The organism is Candidatus Zixiibacteriota bacterium (genome assembly GCA_020853795.1).
Lineage (GTDB): Bacteria > Zixibacteria > MSB-5A5 > CAIYYT01 > CAIYYT01 > JADJGC01.
Map to the genome: position 1 here is coordinate 22,043 of JADYYF010000002.1, position 18,348 is coordinate 40,390.

14 protein-coding genes are annotated in these 18,348 nt (G+C 59.8%); 5 read left to right on the forward strand and 9 right to left on the reverse strand.

Annotated elements, in window-relative coordinates; genetic code table 11:
- The first annotated feature begins 4 nt into the window (after positions 1-4).
- Together IT585_00165 and IT585_00170 are read left to right on the forward strand one after the other, a co-directional pair.
- Positions 5-1,258: a glycosyltransferase family 4 protein gene (locus IT585_00165; GenBank protein MCC6961644.1), complete on the forward strand. Its 1,254-nt coding sequence runs from the start codon at positions 5-7 to the stop codon at positions 1,256-1,258.
- Positions 1,259-1,266: 8 nt separating this feature from the next.
- Complete coding sequence (locus IT585_00170; protein MCC6961645.1) at positions 1,267-2,682, forward strand: sugar transferase; 1,416 nt, start codon at positions 1,267-1,269, stop codon at positions 2,680-2,682.
- 698 nt (positions 2,683-3,380) lie between these two features.
- On the opposite strand, the gene IT585_00175 is transcribed toward IT585_00170, so the two are convergent.
- The 3 genes from IT585_00175 to IT585_00185 all read right to left on the reverse strand — a co-directional run bounded on the left by IT585_00175 (position 3,381) and on the right by IT585_00185 (position 7,005).
- Positions 3,381-4,259, reverse strand: a complete 879-nt coding sequence (locus IT585_00175) for an SRPBCC domain-containing protein (protein ID MCC6961646.1) — start codon at positions 4,257-4,259, stop codon at positions 3,381-3,383.
- Positions 4,260-4,322: 63 nt separating this feature from the next.
- Positions 4,323-5,756 carry a pyruvate kinase gene (gene pyk / locus IT585_00180; GenBank protein MCC6961647.1) on the reverse strand — a complete coding sequence of 478 codons (1,434 nt, stop codon included), beginning with the start codon at positions 5,754-5,756 and terminating at the stop codon, positions 4,323-4,325.
- Positions 5,757-5,814: 58 nt separating this feature from the next.
- On the reverse strand, positions 5,815-7,005 hold the full coding sequence (locus tag IT585_00185) for a hypothetical protein (protein ID MCC6961648.1): 1,191 nt from the start codon (positions 7,003-7,005) through the stop codon (positions 5,815-5,817).
- A gap of 166 nt (positions 7,006-7,171) precedes the next feature.
- Between IT585_00185 and ligA the strand changes: the two genes are divergently transcribed.
- The 3 genes from ligA to IT585_00200 are packed head-to-tail and all read left to right on the forward strand — an operon-like array spanning position 7,172 to position 11,077.
- On the forward strand, positions 7,172-9,178 hold the full coding sequence (ligA, locus tag IT585_00190) for an NAD-dependent DNA ligase LigA (protein MCC6961649.1): 2,007 nt from the start codon (positions 7,172-7,174) through the stop codon (positions 9,176-9,178).
- Position 9,179: 1 nt separating this feature from the next.
- The gene (locus tag IT585_00195) at positions 9,180-10,238 is read left to right on the forward strand and encodes an AI-2E family transporter (protein MCC6961650.1); all 1,059 of its coding nucleotides are present in this window, start codon (positions 9,180-9,182) and stop codon (positions 10,236-10,238) included.
- On the forward strand, positions 10,235-11,077 hold the full coding sequence (locus tag IT585_00200; GenBank protein ID MCC6961651.1) for a YihY/virulence factor BrkB family protein: 843 nt from the start codon (positions 10,235-10,237) through the stop codon (positions 11,075-11,077). Before IT585_00195 ends, IT585_00200 begins: the two co-directional genes overlap by 4 nt.
- Positions 11,078-11,137: 60 nt before the next feature.
- Here the strand turns inward: IT585_00200 and IT585_00205 are convergent, their stop codons facing one another.
- The 6 genes from IT585_00205 to IT585_00230 all read right to left on the reverse strand — a co-directional run.
- Positions 11,138-12,256: an isocitrate/isopropylmalate dehydrogenase family protein gene (locus IT585_00205; GenBank protein ID MCC6961652.1), complete on the reverse strand. Its 1,119-nt coding sequence runs from the start codon at positions 12,254-12,256 to the stop codon at positions 11,138-11,140.
- Between the two features lie 9 nt (positions 12,257-12,265).
- Positions 12,266-13,156: a PorV/PorQ family protein gene (locus IT585_00210; protein ID MCC6961653.1), complete on the reverse strand. Its 891-nt coding sequence runs from the start codon at positions 13,154-13,156 to the stop codon at positions 12,266-12,268.
- 14 nt (positions 13,157-13,170) lie between these two features.
- On the reverse strand, positions 13,171-14,142 hold the full coding sequence (locus tag IT585_00215) for a hypothetical protein (GenBank protein ID MCC6961654.1): 972 nt from the start codon (positions 14,140-14,142) through the stop codon (positions 13,171-13,173).
- Positions 14,139-16,664: a hypothetical protein gene (locus IT585_00220; GenBank protein MCC6961655.1), complete on the reverse strand. Its 2,526-nt coding sequence runs from the start codon at positions 16,662-16,664 to the stop codon at positions 14,139-14,141. Before IT585_00220 ends, IT585_00215 begins: the two co-directional genes overlap by 4 nt.
- Before the next feature lie 215 nt (positions 16,665-16,879).
- A complete protein-coding gene (locus tag IT585_00225; GenBank protein ID MCC6961656.1) occupies positions 16,880-17,812 on the reverse strand; it encodes a hypothetical protein in 933 nt (310 codons plus the stop codon).
- Positions 17,813-17,833: 21 nt separating this feature from the next.
- The coding region (locus IT585_00230; GenBank protein MCC6961657.1) for an electron transfer flavoprotein subunit alpha/FixB family protein at positions 17,834-18,348 on the reverse strand (515 nt) is incomplete at its 5' end.

An 18,348-nucleotide genomic window follows, 5' to 3' on the forward strand; every position in this document is an offset into this window, starting at 1 on the left:
AACCATGACGAGCAGTGCGCAACGACAACTTCGAATCCTCTACCTGACGCACTATTTCCCGCCCGAGGTCAATGCGCCAGCGGTGCGGGTCTCGCAGTTTGCGCAGGCCTGGAGCGCGGGCGGCCACCAGGTCACGGTGGTCACCGGATTTCCGAATCATCCAGCGGGCGTCATTCCGCCGGAGTATCGCGGTAAGATTTTTCAACGCGAGGAGACGGCCGGCGCCCAGGTATTGCGGGGGTACATCTACGCCGCACCGAACCGGGGCTTCGCGCGGCGGATCTTGAATTACCTGTCCTTCATGGTGAGCGCGATCATCATCGGCGTGCTGCGCAGCGGCAAGCAAGACCTTGTGATCGCGACTTCCCCACAGTTTTTCGTCGCGATCGCCGGTTATATCGTGAGCCGCATCAAGCGCATTCCATTTGTGTTCGAGGTGCGCGATTTGTGGCCGGAGGAGATCGTCGCCGTGGGCGCGATGAAGCGCGGCACGGTCATCCGCATGCTGGAGCGGATCGAGGCCTTTCTCTATCGGAAGGCCGCACTGATTGTCGCGGTCGCGGAGGGGACGATCGCGGTGTTGACGGCACGCGGCATACCGCGCGAGAGGCTGGCACTGATTCCAAACGCGGTGGATTTTGAGCGTTTCGCCCAGGCGCAAGACGATCATGAGATACGGAACGCACACGAGCTGAACGGGCATTTCTTGGTGTCGTACATCGGCACGTTGGGTATGGCGCACAATCTGCACACGGTGCTGGACTCGGCAGCACGGCTGCGGTGCCATGACGACATCCGATTCCTGATCGTGGGCGACGGCGCCGAACGGGAGAATCTGGTAGCCTACAGCCGCGCCCAGAAATTGGACAATGTCACGTTTGTCCCGCAACAGAGCCGCACTCGGGTGGCGGAGTATTATGCGGCATCCGATGTCTGCCTGGTCCCGCTGCGGAAGACGGAGTTGTTTACGAAGAATATTCCCTCGAAGATTTATGAGGTGATGGCGGCGGGCAAGCCGATCGTAATCGGCACCAACGGTGAATCACGCCGGCTGGTAGAGGGCGCGGAGGCAGGAATTGCGGTGGCGCCGGAGGATGCGGACGATCTGGCGGCCAAGATAGTGTATCTGGCCAAACATCGCGACGAGTCGCGGCGGCTGGGGGCTAACGGTCGCGCTTTTGCGGAGCGCTGTTGCGACTATCGGGTGCGAGCGCGGGATTACCTGGCGGTCTTGCAGCCGCTGGTAGAGCAGGAGTAACAGAGACGATGCTGCGCGGACATGTCAGCATACTGCGGAAAGCGCATTTCCTGCTGGATCTGCTGTTGTCGGCTCTGGCGTTTGTCGCGGCGCACTGGCAGTATCTGCGGATCAGGCGTTCGACCGGCGCCTGGATTTTGCCGACGCGCGGCGAAGCGGAGATGCTGGCGGTGGCGCTGCTGGCGTTGGCGGCGTGCATCTACTTCCTCGGCGAGCGGTACGTCTATCGATTGAAGAGTGCTTCTGATTTTCTGCGCGAGGCCTTGGTGCTAACCTTGGGAGCGGCCGGAGTATTCCTGGTGGCCGCCTACTTGTTGCACCTGCCGAGTCTGCCGCGACTCCAATTTGCGACATTTGTGCTGCTACAATTCTTGACACTGTTTGTGTTGCGATTGATTCTGCTCAAAGCGTTGCAACATGCGCGAGCGCGGGGCCGAAATGTGCAAACGACCCTGGTCGTGGGAACGCGCGAACGGGTGCGCAAGACGGTTGATCTGATCCTGGACAGTCCCAAGTGGGGCCTGCGCGCCGCGGGACTGCTGTTTCTCGACGATCACAAGTTACTTTATCGCTACCGCGACATACCGCTGATCGGTCCAATTGAACGACTGGCGGAGGTGATCAAGACGAATCACGTTGATTTCGTGTTCTTCACGGTGCCGGCACACCTGGTCGAACGCGTGCGCGGCGCGATGGTACTGTGCGAGGAAATGGGGGTGGCCAGTTGCCTGAGCGCGGATTTCATCGGGTTGAGCGCCTCGCGGCAGTATGCGGTCGATCTGGCCGGAAAACCGGCGTTGCTGTTTACCCGTGAACCAGAGCACAACTTAGGATTGATCTTGAAGGCGCTGTCGGACCGGCTGGCGGCGGCTGTGGGATTGTTGGTGCTGCTGCCGTTGATGACGATGATTGCCGTGCTGATCAGGGCGACCTCACGCGGGCCGGTGTTTTTCAGCCAGGAGCGCTGTGGCTTGCACGGACGGCGGTTTCGGATGCTGAAGTTTCGGACGATGGTCGTTAATGCCGAGGCAGTCAGACAAGAATTGACGCACCTCAACGAGATGGACGGGCCGGTGTTCAAGATCGCCAACGATCCTCGGATTACGCGAATGGGTAAGATTTTGCGCAAGCTGTCACTGGACGAATTGCCGCAGTTGATCAATGTTCTCAAAGGGGAGATGTCGCTGGTCGGGCCGCGGCCGCCGCTGCCGGACGAAGTGCATGATTACGATTTCTGGCAACGCCGCAAGCTCTCGATGAAGCCGGGCATCACGTGCCTGTGGCAGGTCGGCGACCGGAATGATTCATCGTTCGAACAGTGGATGAAGCAGGATTTGGAGTACATCGACAACTGGTCGCTGATGCTCGACGCCAAGATTCTGCTGCGAACGATTCCCGCCGTCATCCACGCCACCGGGCGATAGGCACAGCGCCGGCGAACGGCGGTGTGGTTCGCAATTCTAGGACAAGAGCGCGAAAATGATTCGGTGCGGTGGTGTCGCACCCTCACCCCCGACCCCTCTCCCAGGAGGAGAGGGGGGTGGCACCGTCGATCTTAGGAAGAGCGAGGTGCAGTTCGTAAGGAGAAGACACACCCCGTCTCGAGCCCGCCGGAAAGGCGACAGGAGCGGAGTCGAGACGAGAGGTGGTGCGCAGACGGCTGTGGCGCTGGTGCGGCGGGCTCGATCCACCCCTCTTGATAGGGGGGAATGATTTTCGGGCGGTAAAGGTGTGAGTTGGGAGTCGGCGCGGAAGTCGTGGGGGTCGGAAACGATGAGTCATGGCGGTGGGACACCGGTGTTGGCGGGCGCGGACGAGCCTCGCCTTTACGGAGTGCGACTACCGTGGGGTTTCGGCGAGTCTGACTGAGGTTGGAGATACGGGGAGACGAAGGCTTCAGTGTGGAGATTGCTTCATCGCGGTGAAGGGCGGTGTGATCGGTGAGAGTAAGGGCGCTCCTCGCAATGACACTTCCCTGCGAGTTGATTGAGACATACACCACAACGTGAGCCGACTGAAGTCGGCGCTACGGCACGGAAAGAAACTGCAGTAGGCGAGATTGCTTCGTCGCGCCCGATTGGCGCAGGGGAGATCCGAGATTGACCAGGAAGGGGTGAGCGGTTTAGACGGTCCAGTCGCCGTCGATGACGGTATAACTGACGCGGCCGTTCGATTCGCAGTAATCCTTCAGGACGAGCAGATACGAGTGCCATCCCTGAGTATGGCTGCGGTTGAGTTGGTCGGGCGGGAAGCCGGAGTGGCGGAGAGTCACGCGGGTGCGTTCACCGATTCGGAGCAGCTCCCAGGTGACAAGATCGCCAGCTTTGACACCGGCTTCACTCCAGTCGTACACCAGCTTCTTGTTTTCGACGATCTCGATGATTTTCTGTGGGCCGATCGGCGACCCGTCGGGAGCCTTCCAGCCGGCTACATACTTGCCGTCGACCTGTGGTTCGACCTCGGCAGCGGTAGAGAACCAGCCGCGCACCGAGCGCTGGTCGGTCAGGGCGCGAAAGACGACGGAGGGCATCACGTCCATGAAGAGTTCGCGGCGGATGGTACCCTTATCGAGCCGCGAGTAGTCGAGCCGGTAGACCGGGCGGTTTTCGCTGAGGAACGAGCGGAGGTTGTACAGGTAGATGATCCAGGCGTCCATCATCAGCGAGTTTGCCGGTAACTTGTCGTGAGTGACGAGGAAATCGCAGTAGCGAGTCTTGTCGTCAATCATCCAGGTGACTTCGGATGCAGAGCCGGCCATCGGCCAGGAGAATTTGAGCAGGCGATTGGGTTCGAGTTCAAGGATCGAGCCGTTGATTTCTTTCTCAGGAAAGCTGGTAGCGACGCAGTTGTCGCCGGCCAGTTTGACGCTGCCGCGAAGTTTGGGGTTGATCTCGCCTTTATTACAGAACCAGATCGCCAGCTTGAGTGGATTGATGACCGCGTCCCAGATCTTGAGCGGATCAATGTCGAGTCGAATTTTGAGCCGGAGTCTTCTGCGCAATGTCGCCATGGGGCAAATATAGCGGATTGTGTTGCGGCGGCAAGGGGCAAGTGGCGCAGGAGGTCAGGCGATGGTATGCAGTTTGAGCATGTTGGTGTCGCCGTGGATATGCACCGGCGCCGAGGCGACAATAACGACGCGGTCGCCGGTCAAAACCAGACCAAGTTTCTTGAGAATCTTTTCGACATCAATAATCATCTGATCGACCGAGCGGAAGTGCGGGACAGCCACGGGTCGAACGCCGCGCAAGAGGGTCATGCGGTTGAGGATTTCGGGGTGCGGCGTGAAAGCATACACCGGCACGGGGGACTTCTGCTTGGAAACCAGTCGCGCCGAGAGTCCGGTTTGCGTGAAGCAGGCGATCAAGGTGGCATCGATTTCGCGCGCCATATCGACGGCGGATTCCGCGATGGCGTTGGCGAATTCCACTGCCGGACGGCCGACCAGTTCGAATTTCGGCTGCAGGCGTTCGCGCATACTGGCCTCGGTGGAGCAGATGATGCGCGACATCATGGAGACGGCCTCGACGGGATACTTGCCGGAAGCGGTTTCGGCGGAAAGCATGACGGCATCGGTGCCGTCGATGATGGCGTTCGCAACATCGGAGACCTCCGCGCGGGTCGGAATCGGATGCTGGGTCATGGATTCAAGCATTTGCGTGGCGGTGATCACCGGTTTAAGCATTTCCGCGGCGGTAGTGATGATATTCTTTTGTAGCGTCGGCACCTGATCGATCGGGGTTTCGACGCCGAGGTCGCCGCGGGCGACCATGACGGCATCCGCCGCCTGGAGGATGTCGCCCAGTTTCTTGATCGCCTGCGGTTTTTCCAGTTTGGCGATGATCGGGATGTCCGCTTCGCGGCGGCGCATTTCTCCGCGCAGGACGGCAATGTCATTGGCGGAGCGGACGAAAGAGAGAGCGACGAAGTCAATGCCGAGGGCGATGCCGAATTCGAGATCAGCGATATCCTTGGGCGTCAGCGACGGCAACGAGAGATTGGATGTCGGCAGATTGATGCCCTTGCGTTCGCGCAGCGTGCCGCCTTTGACGATGACGGCCTCGATTTCGTGGCGACCGGCGCGGGTGACCTCGAGGCGCAGCATGCCGTCATCGATGAAGATCTGGTCACCCTTGCGCAGTTCGGGGATCAGTTCGGGCGGGCTGGCGGAGATGGTCGAGGCGTCGCCGAGGATGTCATGGGGGACGATCTTAAGGCGGGCGCCATCGACGATTTCGACGGCTCCGTCTTTGATGCGGCCGACGCGGATCTTAGGGCCGGATAGGTCTTGAAGAATGCCTACCGGTCGCCCGACGCGCCGCGACACGCGGCGAAGGCGCTGGATCATCCGTTTGTGGAAGGCGTGGTCACCGTGGGAAAAATTGAGACGCGCTACGGCCATGCCACTGCGCACCAGCTGTTCGATGGTGGCTTCGTCGGCACTGGCGGGGCCGAGCGTGCAGATGATCTTGGTCAGGCCATGCGGTTGATCCGGCATGCTCGGAAAAGATGGAAATCGGACGAGTGAGTCAACAACAAACGCTGACTTTCACCCGTCAGTCGGCGCCATACCCGACCGCCAGCTGAAGTTCTGATACGCGGAGCCGTTCATTGTTGAGCCAGTGGCCGTTGAGGACAGTGGCGGCAAGATGAAAACAGCCAAAATCGGCCTCGAGTCCGGAATTGATGAAGGCTTGGGCGTCGCGCCTGCTGTAGACTTCCAGGAGGTGGCGATAGATCAGGCCGAGATTGAGGTGCAGTAAAGCATTCTCACCGCGGGTTATCAGGGAGAGATGAGCGCCGGCGCCGAGGTCGTACAAGTCGGTCGGATTGTAGTTGTCGCGGAAGTAGTACCACTTCCCTTCGCAGGTGAACAAGTCGCGATATGATGCGCCGAGGGAGAACTCCCAAGGAATTTGCGAGGACTCACCCCAGTCTCGGCTATCATCGTTCACGGCGAAGGTGAAGCGGTCGCCGCTGCGCACGGTCAGGCCCAAAGTGACATCGCCGATCCGCTGCAATGCGCCGAAGCGAAGCAAGACAGCATCGTGCGTGTCGCGGGCATTGATGCGGGTCGGGAACGAGCTGTCGGTACTGGCCTCGTCAAAGCCGAGGGTGAAGTGCTGATAGTCAACGGCGATGCCTGCAGAGAAGTTGTCGGTTGCCGCGACGGCGAGGGCGAGCGAGTACTGCAGCACACGGAGACGGCGGTCGATGCTGTAAACGAAGAAGCGCCCGGTGCCATTGGGGAATTCGTAGGTCGTTTCTTCGTACTCCCAGCGCAGGTGTGACTCGTAGTAGCGAACATTGCTGAAGCCGGCGGCGAGGGCGATCCGATCCCCGAGGCGCATCGCGGCAGCGGCGGTAGCGCGCGGGTTGGGTTGCTTGTACGGTGTTGCGGGGAACCGAGGAGGCGCGGGGTCGAGATCATTGCGGAAGCCAGCACCGCCGAGATGTACCTGGAGGCGGTCGCCTCCAAGCAGACCAGCGGGGTTGGCGAGCGCAGAACGGGCTCCCAGCGCAAGAGCGACACCGGAACCGCCACGCGCAGCGGCGGCGCCGTCGATGAAGTTCAGTGAATAGAACGCAAAGGCGTAGTCGGTGACCGGGTCAGGCAAGGTGCCGACCTTCTGCTGTGCGAACGACGGCCAGACGAAAACTACAACGGTCAAGATTGTAAGCAACGGGCAGAGGCGGTGCGCAACGGCAAGCCTTTGGGACTCTGCGGCGGTCTCAAGTTCTTTCATGGCTGATCCCTCACTTTGACGATCGTGCAAGAAATGAAACTCATTGTGCAATGCTCTGTCAACCAGAAAGACGAGCTTGAGGTCGTCCTTGTCAATTTCTGGCGGGCGTTTTCGGGGCATGGCTCGGCGATTGACAGCACGCTTGCGGCATGGTAAATTCACCCGCATGACCAAGAATGAAGCGCGGCGCCGGATCGACGATCTGGTGGAATTGATCAACCATCACAACTATCGCTATTACGTATTGGATGACCCGGAAGTCACCGACGCCGAATACGACCGGTTATTCGATGAATTGACGGAGTTGGAAGCGAAGTTTCCGGAGTTGAAGCGCCCCGACTCGCCGACGCAGCGGGTGGGCGCGCCGCCGGCGACGGCGTTTCGCTCGGTGCGGCGGGCGGTGCCGATGCTGTCGCTGAACAAGGCGATCACGCCGGAGGAGTTTTTCGATTTCCAGCGGCGGGTGGAGGAGATCTTGGCCGGAGACCCGCAGACGATCGAGTATTTGACCGAGCCGAAGCTGGACGGCCTGGCGGTGGAACTGGTCTACGAGAAGGGTATCCTGGCGCTGGGATTGACGAGGGGGGATGGGACGACCGGCGAGGATGTCACGACGAATCTGCGTACGGTGAAGAACATCCCGCTGAGTTTGCGCGACAAAAAAATCGGACGGCTGGAGGTGCGGGGCGAGATCATCTTGGGCAAGTCGGATTTTGCGCGGCTCAATCGCGAGCGCGAGCAGCAGGGTGAAGAGCTATACGCCAACCCGCGAAATACGGCGGCGGGCTCGGTGCGACAACTGGACCCGACGATCACGGCTTCCCGACCGCTGCGCTTTTACGCGCACGGCGTCGGGCGCATCGAGGGCGCTGAACTCGGCACGCAGTGGGAGTTGCTGCGACAATTGACGCAACTGGGGTTCGAAGTGACGCCGGAGGCGCAATTGTGCTATTTCGCGGAACAGGTCATCGAGCGGTACAATCTTCTCAACGAGAAGCGTCCGGCGCTGGAGTACGATATTGACGGGATGGTCGTCAAGGTCAATTCCTTCCGGCAGCAGCAGAAGCTGGGCGAATTGTCGCGTTCGCCGCGCTGGGCGATTGCAATGAAGTTTCCGCCACAACAGGAGGAGACAGTCGTTGAGGATATCGTGGTTCAGGTCGGACGCACCGGCACGTTGACGCCGGTGGCGCAGTTGAGGCCGGTACGCGTGGGCGGCGTGGAGGTCAGGCGCGCGACGCTGCACAACTATGACGAGGTGATGCGGAAGGATATCCGGATCGGGGACCGGGTGATTATCCAGCGGGCGGGCGATGTTATCCCGGAAGTGGTAAAGCCGCTGACGGCCAAGCGCACGGGCAAGGAAAAGCAGTTCGCGATGCCGAAGAAGTGCCCGGAGTGCGGCAGCGAGGTTGTTCGCATTGAAGGTGAGGCAGCCCACCGGTGCCCGAATCTCTCTTGCCCGGCGCAGGTAGCGGAACGGATTATTCATTTTGCCTCCAAGAGCGGTGTGGATATCGAGGGGCTGGGGCCGAAGCTGATTGAGCAGTTGCTGCAGAGCAAGCTGATTCATGATTTTGCGGACTTGTATTACCTGAAACTGGAGCAGGTTTCCGGCCTGGAGCGAATGGCGGAGAAGTCGGCGACGAATCTGCTGGCGGCGGTCGAGAAGAGCAAGGGCGCGGACCTGGCGCATCTGATCGCGGCACTGGGGATCAGCAACGTCGGCGAGCACGTTGCGCGGCTGCTGGCGGTGAATTTCGGAAGTGTCGAGCGAGTGGGAAAAGCGAAGGCCGAGGAGTTGAGCAGCGTGGAGGGGATCGGGCCGATCGTGGCGGAGAGCATTGTTGATTTTTTCGCCAATCGCAGCAATCGGCAAGTGATCGAGAAGCTGGAGAAGGCGTGGAAGGCCTTCCCGACCTACCAGATCAATGCCGGGCCGAGGCCGCTCGCGGGGAAGACGTTCGTGATCACGGGCGGGCTGGAGAACTATTCCCGTGATCAAGCCAAGAAGCTGTTGATCGATTTGGGGGCGAAAGTCGCATCGAGCGTCTCGAAAAAAACTGATTATGTTGTCGTCGGCGCTGATCCCGGGTCCAAATACCAAGACGCGCTCAAGCTCGGCATCACGATTCTGACCGAGCCCGAATTCGAGAAATTGATTGGAGGGTAGGATGGCCGAACAGGCGCGGACGCTGCCGCTGAGCCAGATCACGGTGCCAATACTGGCGCTGGCGGGCTTGACCGCATTCTGCTATTTCGCGGCGGGAATCCTGGTGCCGCTGGTGACCGCGATCACGTTGGCCTATGTGCTATGGCCGGTTATCAGCCAGCTCAAGAAATGGAAGGTGCCGCACCTGGTAGCGGTGTTGTTGGTGTTGCTGCTGGCAGTGGTCGTGCTGGCGTTGATCGGACTGCTGATCTACGGGCAGGCGATGCAGTTCGCCAGCAATGTGCCGGGCTATTGGGAGCAGTTTCAGCAGATGCGGGCGGCCAAGTTCACCAATCTGCCGCCGTGGTTGAGCGACCTGGTCAATACCAAACTGGATGAAGTACTCAGCAAGATCGATCTGGGGAGTCTTTCGACGATTCCCAAGTTCATCTTCAAAGGTGTCGGTTCGGTGTTCAGCTTTCTCGGGCAAGCGGTGCTGGTGTTCCTATTGACGTTGTTCGTGCTGATTGAGCAGCCGGCCTACAATCGGCGGCTCAAGTCGCTGTTCGGGCAGGAGCAGACCGAGGCAACGGCGGCGATCATCGGCGATGTTTCGAATCGGATTGCGGGCTATATCTGGCAACGGTTCGTGATCACGGTGGCGCTGGCGATCGTGTTCACGGTGGGTCTGCTCATTGGCGGCGTGGATTACGCCTACATTTGGGGACCGCTGGCGGCGCTGCTGAATCTGGTGCCGTACGTCGGTGCGTATGTCGGCGCGGTGCCGCCGGCGATTATGGCCTATATTCAGTTCAATTCGATTGTAGCGGTGGTGCTGGTGGTTGCCTTTTTCATGGCGGTGCAGTTCGTCGAGTCGAACATCATCACGCCGCGGATGTTGCAGGGCTCGTTGAATATCAGCCTGCTGGCGCAGTTGGTGTCGACCTTGTACTGGGGCTGGCTGTGGGGAGCGATCGGGATTATCCTGGCGGTTCCGATCACGGCTGCGCTCAAGGTTTTCTGCGACAACATTGACTCGTTGCGACCGATCGGGATTATGCTGTCGGGAGATGACTCGTGAGGCAGCAGTTGTGGCGCATTTTCGTCCTGCTGTTGCGACGGACATTTGTCATCGACAATATCTCGACCCTGGCGGCCGCGATCTCGTTCTATGCCCTGCTCTCGTTCGTTCCCTTCCTGCTCCTGGCGGCTTCGGTGATGGGGTTCTTTCTGGCCTCGTCGGACCAGGCGTTGCATGATATCGTGAATTTCGTGTCGGGCAACTTCCCCGGCGCGGCGACCGGGGCACTGAAGCTGTTTTCCGAGACGGTCCAGAACAAGACGCTTTACGGGCTGCTGGGCTTGATCGGCATGCTGTGGGGCAGCACGCGCGTCTTCGCCGTACTGGAGGAAGCGATGAGCCGCATCTGGCGGACACGGGGCGGGCGCAGTTTCTGGAAGTCGCGGCTGGTAGCATATATCTGCGTACCGATCATGATGCTGTTTGTGACGGTCTCGTTGGCGCTAACGACGATTTTGCAGGCACTGAAGGACAACCAACTGCCGCTGCTGCAGATTTCGATCATCGACATCCCGGTGCTGGGTACGATCATCTCCTACGGCGTGCCGCTGCTGATTTCGGTGATGCTGTTCACCTGGATCTACTACCTGCTGCCGAGCCGCTGGCATCACCTGAAGAGCGCCTTTATCGGCGCGCTGTTGGCGGGCGTGTTGTGGGAACTGGCCAAGCTGGTCTTCGACTACTACGTGCGCAGCTTTGGTGGAGGTTTCACCATCTATGGATCGTTCACATCGTTAGCCCTGCTCTTTCTCTGGGTCTACTATTCGGCGACGGTGGTCCTGCTGGGCGCGGAGTTTGGCTCGATGGTGCAACTGCTAAAAGAGCGACACCACCAATAGGGCGGGCAAAAAAAGACGGGCGCGACGAGCGCGCCCGCGATAATCAACAAATGCGAAGAATCAGAGTTTAGCGGCAACGGCATTAGCCATGTCGATGGTCGAGGACTTGCCGCCCATGTCGTAGGTGCGGACCTTGCCTTCCTTGATAACAGCAGCGATAGCGCTTTCGAGGCGATCGGCTGCCTTAGTCTCACCCAACCATTCGAGCATTAATTTGGCGGCGAGGAAGGTCGCCATCGGGTTGACCTTGTACTGGCCGGCGTATTTGGGCGCGGAACCGTGCGTCGGTTCGAAGACGGCGTACTTGTCGCCGATGTTGCCGGAGGAGGCGAAGCCGAGGCCGCCGACGAGTTGGGCGCAGAGGTCAGAGATGATATCGCCGAACATGTTGCTCGTGACGAGAATCGAATAGTCGAGCGGATTCTTGATCAGCCACATGCACATTGCGTCGATATTGGTTTCCCAGCACTCGATGCCGGGGTAGTCCTTGGCGACTTCGCGGCCGACGCGGGTAAACAAGCCGGACGTTTCGCGCAGGACATTGGGTTTCTCGACGATCGTCACCGACTTCTTGCCAGTTTTCTTTGCCTCTTCAAAGGCGTCCTTAACGATGTTGCGGGAGCCGAGGCGCGTGATGAGGCGGCACGACATCGCAACATCTTCCGGCGGCAGTTCGGCGAAGCGCTTCATCTTCTTATTGAGGGTTGTCATCTGGGCGGAGAGTTCCTTGGGCAGCGGGTAAAACTCCACGCCAGCGTACAAGTCTTCGGTATTCTCACGGAAGACCGTGATATCGACGCCCTCTTTGTAATTGAGCGGGTTGCCGTCGTAAGCTTTGCAGGGGCGCTTGTTAGTGCGCAGGTTGAATTCCTGACGCAGGCGGACGATCGGCGAGGAATAGACGAGCTTCTTTCCGCGCAGTTCCGGCACCAGTTCCGCTTCGGCCTCTTCCTTGGGCTTGGAGGTGATAGCACCGAACAGGGCGCAGTCGGTCTCATTGAGAAGCTTGATGGTACGGTCGGGGAGTGGATTGGCCTCCCGGCACCAGAATTCCCAACCGATGTCGCCGTGCACATATTCCGCATCCAGTTTCATTCTGTCCAGGACGATGCGCGTTGCCTCCATCACATCCACACCAACGCCGTCACCGGGTAACCACGCGATCCGATACTTTGCCATTACGAATTCCTATGCTTTGAAATTAATTGTGAGTGCAAAACTATGGGTCGAGCCGAGGCCCGACTTAAAGGGGACGAAAGCATAGTCAATCTGCCAGATCGACTTGCGAAAGCCGGCGCCCGCGGAGAAATTCTCTTCGTCATAGCCGATTTTGTAGCCGGCGCGGAGGGCGAAGATTTCGGCGAGAACCTTTTCGGCGCCGAGATTTACGCGCAGGTCGGACTCTTTGGGCGCGGCGAGTTCGAGCGCGGCAGTCAAACCGTGGACCGCGAGGCTAACGCCGCCGGCGACGGTAACGGGTATGTCGATTTCCTCAGCGCTGAATTTGGGTTTGCTGCCGACATTGCGCAAGGCCAGGCCGAGGGTCGCGGCGGGCGTCGGATGAAACTGCAGGCCGGCATCAAAGAGAACGGCGTCCGCCGTGCGGGATTCGATTTTCTCGGCTGCGTACTTGCCGGTTAGGCCGGCCGAAAACTTGGCGCCAACGGGCCGGGCATAACTGAGAGCGAGCAGCCAATCCTGTGAGTCAAACAGGCCGATAGGTTCTTCGGTCGGAGCATCGCGGGCTTCGAGGTCGCCAACTTTGAAATAGTCAAAGCCCAGGGCCAGCGCACCGCCGAAGGCGTTGGTCGCCGCACCGAGGAATTCCCGCCGCGTATCGAAGATGCCTTCAAGGTGCATGAAGCTGACGCTGGACTGGGGGATTCCGACGATTCCGGCCGGATTGAAATAGACGCCGTAGAGGTCAGCCGGCAGGGACGCCCCGATCTCACCCATGGCGGCATTTCGCGCGCCAGGAGAGACTTTGAGGAAGTTGAAACCGACCGAACCGGGGTCGGCAGCCGACAGCTGTCCGGCCGCGACGATCACCAGAACCAGCAGGAGGATATTATAGCGCACGCACCGCCTCGAGATTAAAGACCAACTGAAAAACCAAAGATTGACTCCCAGCCGCCGACATTGCGAGCCTGTTCGACGGCGATGTCAACTTTGGCCAACACCGTTTTTATCGGCAAAGTGAAGCCGACGCCGAAGGCCGGTTCGCCGGCAGCAACGCCGGCGCGCAGGGCCAGTTGCGGGACAATCTTGAACTCGCCTCCGGCATATAGTTTGGGCGAAAACTCTTCGTGCTTCTCTCCATCGACTGCCAGCAGCAGGCGTTCTTTCAACAGCAGTACGGAAGCGCCGGCCTTAACAACAAACGGTACCTTGTCGGTGACATCGGTTCCCAGTTCCCCGCGCTGACTCCAGTATTCGCCGGTATTCCATGGATACTTGGCCGCCAGATTGCGCACGACCGCGCCGAAGCGCACGAGGTCGATCGGCCCGTCGAGCGGCAAGATGCTTTCACGGTCAAGATGGATCATGCCGCCGACATCGAACCCGGCCGAGTAGGCCGAGATGGATTCCAGTTTCTGGTAGTAGTAGCGGATATCGCCGCCGAGGGTCAGATAGCGCGAGAAACGGCGGGAGAAGGCGATGGCGATGACGCCATCGAGGTTGTCGAGTTCACCGGTGTCGACGCCGCGTTCGTCACGGCCAATAACGCCGCCGGTGGAAGCCATCTCCCCGGAGAAAGCGATGGCGGCCTCACCGCGCACCGGAAAGAGCACGGCGAACTGCTGAAGCGAGCGTTGCAGCGACATGTCGCGGTAGGCACCGCCAATGGTCAGGCGTTGCAACTGGGCAACAGCGCCGGGGTTGAAGAAGATGCCGGCGATATCATCCGAGACGGCGGTGTAGGCGTTGCCCATGCCGACCGCGCGCGGAGTTACCGACATCTGGAGAAAGGCGCCGCCGTAGCCGCCGTAATCATCGCCGGCAGCGGCGGTCGCCGCCAGCAGCAGCGACGCAAGGAGCGCCAGGAAAAATCGTCTTAGCATCATGGTATCACCATCAACTTGCCCCAGTATTCTTCGCCACTGGTGGTTTCGAGTAAATAGAAGTAGACGCCGGCGGCAACTTTCTCGCCGTTGCCGTTGGTGCCGTCCCAGGTATCGATATCGTCGTACTGCACATTGGCCAGCCGCTCAACGCCGTCCACGACTTTCTTCACGATGTTGTTGGCGAAGTCGTAGACGGTGATGGTCACCTTGCCATTCTGCTTCAGTTTGTAGTGGAACTTCAAATCGCCGATGCCGAGGTAGGGCGAGAAGGGATTCGGCGTCACGAACGTGCGGTCGTCGTCGCCGGCCGTTGCAGGGATATCAACGAAGGTGCGGATGATCGTCCAGTTCTCGAAGTCCTGGGTGTGTGCGAGGCCGTCTTCGGTGCCAACCCAGAGGCGATCGCCGATCATGCGCACGGCGTAGACGGGTACATCGTCGGCGATACTGCGGCCGGTGGCGGGGTCGTAGATGGTCGGCACCGTCCAGTTGGCGCCGAAATCAGTCGACATGTAGAGTCCCTGGTCGGCGGCGAAGAAGACGGTATCGCCGTTGAAGGCGATGTTCCAGGCCATGACGTCGGCGATGGTCTCGACCCAGGATGTGCCTTGATCGGTCGAGTAGCACACGGAGGGGTGGCCGAGGTCCTCACCGCGCCTGGTGGCGGCCCAGACGAGACTGCTGTCCCCGCTTTGCTGAAGGGCTAAGGAGACGACAAAATTGCCGGGGAGGCTATCCTCCTTGGGAACCGCACCGACGCCGTTATATGACCGCCAGATGAAGTCAAATTGATCCGGATCGAGATTCGGCTGATAAACGCGGAAATTGAAAAGGAACTGCGAGCCAATCTGGGCGAGGTACATCTGTCCGAGCCCGGAACCGGCGGAGCCAACATGAACCTCGTACTGGCTCATTTCAACGGCGTTGAACTGAGTGCCGATAGGAATACTCGTCGGTGAGAAGAAGTCGGCAACGGTGAGAACGTCGAAGTGCGCGCCGTAGTCCTGCGAGCGCCGCATGCCGCCGGAGGTGGCAGCGAAGATGACCGTATCGCCGTAGTACTCGCCAATTTCGATGTCATAACAGGTTACAGCGGGCGGACCGACGAGGTAGTGTTCCCAAGTGAAGCCGTTGTTGGTGGTTCGAAGGGTTGCCGGGTGGCTACCGAATTGGTCTTTGAACGATTCGACACCCGCCCAGAACTCTTCGCCGTGCCGGGTCTTCATCGTCGCCAGGGTAATGACTTTCTGTCCCCAGGTCGCATTGTCGAACAGGTTGAGATAGGCAGTGGAGTCGAGATCGCCGCCCGGATTGAAATAGAAGGCCACCACCCCGGAGTCGGTGCCGGCCGAGATGCGGACGAAGTCCTCACGCGGGGAGATATCGAGACAATGGAAGCGATTGCGCAGATTGTCTTCGCTCTGGTTGCCGTTGTCGAAGTAGAAGTTGGACCAGGTGTCGCCGAGATCGGTGGATCGGATTAGCCCGCCGTGATCGCAGGCGGCCCAGATTTCGTCGCCCCAGAAGCCAAGCTCTTCCACCCGGCGGTTTGTTCCGGCGGCCTGCGGGGTCGATTTGGATTCCCAGGTGGCGCCGCGATCGGTGGTGACGACGAAGCCCTGGCCGGAGTGGCTGAGCGTATCGAAAACACCGGCGATCACGGTGTCGCCATTGGCAGCGATCGCGCTGAACAGATAGCCCGGCAGTCCGTTGTCGATGTCCCAGGAGCGCATGGCGAAGACGGTGTCGTTGACGTTCGTAATGCCGCGATCGGTGGCATACCACCATTCGGAACCGGTATTGGCGATGTCGATGATGTTTTTCGAAATCAGCTTGACGTGCTTGCTGACGTAGTAGAATAGCTGAACGCCTTCAGCGCTTCCCGTCCAGACGATCTTGGCATTTTCATGGGTCGGATCAACCAGCGCGGAGAACATCAGGCCGCGAAGATGACCCGCTTCGTTGATCAGGCTGTCACCCTCGAAGTCGTCGGCGATCTCGGTGGACGGAAACACCGGCGACCAACTGCTTCCCCCGTCCAGACTCCGCAAGAGTCCGGCGCCGAAAACGGGGGCGTAAATGACGCTATCGTAGACGGCGAGGTCATAGGCCAGCCGGTTGGGAAGGCCGAAAAGTCGGTTTTCGACGTATTGCCAGGAATCGCCGCCGTTGTCGGTGAGATAGAGCCCGGCACCAGTCTGGTTGAGAGTGGTGCTGGCGGTGGCGGCGAGCACACGCGATCCGGAAGCGCCGATGGCCCCAATCGCATCATCTTCGAACGACTCGGGGGCGTTGAAGGTCATCCAGGTGATGCCGCCGTCGGTGGTTCGGGCAATGCCGTTGCCGGTGGCGATCCAGATCGCATTTCCCACCGTGATGATATCGACAACAGAATTGTCGAGTAGCGTGGGTGTGCCGTCGTGCGCCTTGGAGAACGTCGGCAACGCCCCGGTGGCGGCCGAGAGGCTCACTGCCAGCAGCAGCGCGAGACCGAGGCAGCTTATGCAAAGTCCTTTGATCATTAGCCTACCTTCCCAAAAACGAAAAAACCGAAGCCGTGCTTAAGTGCAGGAGTTTCGGTCTGGTGTAAGTCAACTTCAAACTGATAGATCCGAATCGGCTAAGTTCTTCTCGATGACGATCTTTCGATAGCGATTCCTCCTGCGGGAAGGTAGCAATTTGGGAAGTGCCGTCAAGCTGTTTTACAGACGAACCGAGACATGCGACTGTTTAATCCTCAACCGATGCGGGCAGCCAAGGCGGCCAGAATCAGCCCCCAGCGCAGTCCGCGGTTGGAGACCGTGAGTTTCTCGAAGGCGAACTGCCGCAACAGGTAGTGGAGGATCAGCGCCCCGCCGACGATGATTTCGGCGCGGTCGGGGTCGAAAGGCATGTACTTGGAGCGTCCGAGGCTGCTGATGGCGCCAAGGTGGGCGATTTGCTCTTCGATCCAGACGCGGCTGAGCATCGTGCCGTGGACGCGGTCGGGATCGAATTCGGTCAGATTCAGGCTCATCGCGCCTAACGTCGTGGCGGTGCCGCCCACAGCGATGACTTGGGCGTTGAACGCCGGCCGACCCATGCGGTCCAGGCCGGTGAAAGCATCGGCCATGTGTTCCAGTGCGGAGGCTCGCTTGGCTTCGGTCAGCAGAGTGTCAAGTCCGCATGATTCGGTAAGATTCACGGCGCCGATCGCGAAGCTTTTGCTGCGTTCGATGCGGTCGCGCGCGCCGAAGATCACCTCGCTGGAGCCGCCGCCGACATCGAGAACAATGCGGCGTTCGGGCACGTTGGTCAGTCCGGTCGCCGCGGCGCGGTACGACAATTCCGCTTCATGGGCACCGCTGATGATCTCCATCGTCCAGTCGTATTGTTTGGCGATCAGCGTGGCCAGCACCGGGCCATTGGTTGCTGAGCGGAAGACCTGGGTGCCGCAGGCATGAACCTCGGAGACTTCAAAGTCTTTGATGATTGCGGCAAACTTGTCAAGGACGGCAATTTGTCGCGCGAGGGCTTCCGGTGTTATGACGCCGCCGGCCGCGGCACCGGCGGACAGTCGAGTCGAGGCTTTGGTATCGACCAGAACGCGCAGTTGCCCGCTATCGTTGCGCTCAACGATGAGCAAGAGCGAGGAATTGGAGCCGATATCGACTGCGGCCAGACGAAGCAATGAACGGGGCCTTTCCGCCTGCTACTTATGCAGTTCTTTCTTGAATTTCTCGGTCAAGGCCGGAACGATCTCGAAGAGGTCGCCGACGATTCCGTAGGTGGCGACGTTGAAAATCGGCGCGTCGGCATCGCGATTGACGGCGACGATCGTCCCGGAGGATTGCATACCGACGAGATGCTGGATGGCACCGGAGACGCCAATGGCGAAGTAGAGTTTGGGATTTACCGTACGGCCGGTCTGACCGACCTGATACTTGTACTGAATCCACCCGGCATCGACGACGGCACGGGAGGCGCCGACGGCGCCGCCGACAGCATCGGCCAATTCGCGGATCAGGTGGAAATTGGCAGGTTCGCGCAGACCGCGACCGCCGGCCACGATGATGTCGGCCTCGGCGAGTGTGATTTCCCCGCCGCCGCCGGCAGCACCGGTTTCGACCTGAAGCTTGGATGATGCGGAAGATGCAAACGGCTCGATGGCTCCACTGCGGGCGGTGTCGAGCTTGGCTTCGGCAAAGACTTTGGGACGCAACGTGG

Excerpts from the sequence above, each read along its gene's own strand:
- IT585_00215 (MCC6961654.1), bottom strand. The coding sequence starts at position 14,142 with ATGATGCTAAGACGATTTTTCCTGGCGCTCCTTGCGTCGCTGCTGCTG.
- IT585_00220 (MCC6961655.1), bottom strand. The coding sequence starts at position 16,664 with ATGATCAAAGGACTTTGCATAAGCTGCCTCGGTCTCGCGCTGCTGCTG.
- ligA (MCC6961649.1), top strand. The coding sequence starts at position 7,172 with ATGACCAAGAATGAAGCGCGGCGCCGGATCGACGATCTGGTGGAATTG.
- pyk (MCC6961647.1), bottom strand. The coding sequence starts at position 5,756 with ATGCCGGATCAACCGCATGGCCTGACCAAGATCATCTGCACGCTCGGC.
- IT585_00205 (MCC6961652.1), bottom strand. The coding sequence starts at position 12,256 with ATGGCAAAGTATCGGATCGCGTGGTTACCCGGTGACGGCGTTGGTGTG.
- IT585_00165 (MCC6961644.1), top strand. The coding sequence starts at position 5 with ATGACGAGCAGTGCGCAACGACAACTTCGAATCCTCTACCTGACGCAC.
- IT585_00185 (MCC6961648.1), bottom strand. The coding sequence starts at position 7,005 with ATGAAAGAACTTGAGACCGCCGCAGAGTCCCAAAGGCTTGCCGTTGCG.
- IT585_00195 (MCC6961650.1), top strand. The coding sequence starts at position 9,180 with ATGGCCGAACAGGCGCGGACGCTGCCGCTGAGCCAGATCACGGTGCCA.
- IT585_00170 (MCC6961645.1), top strand. The coding sequence starts at position 1,267 with ATGCTGCGCGGACATGTCAGCATACTGCGGAAAGCGCATTTCCTGCTG.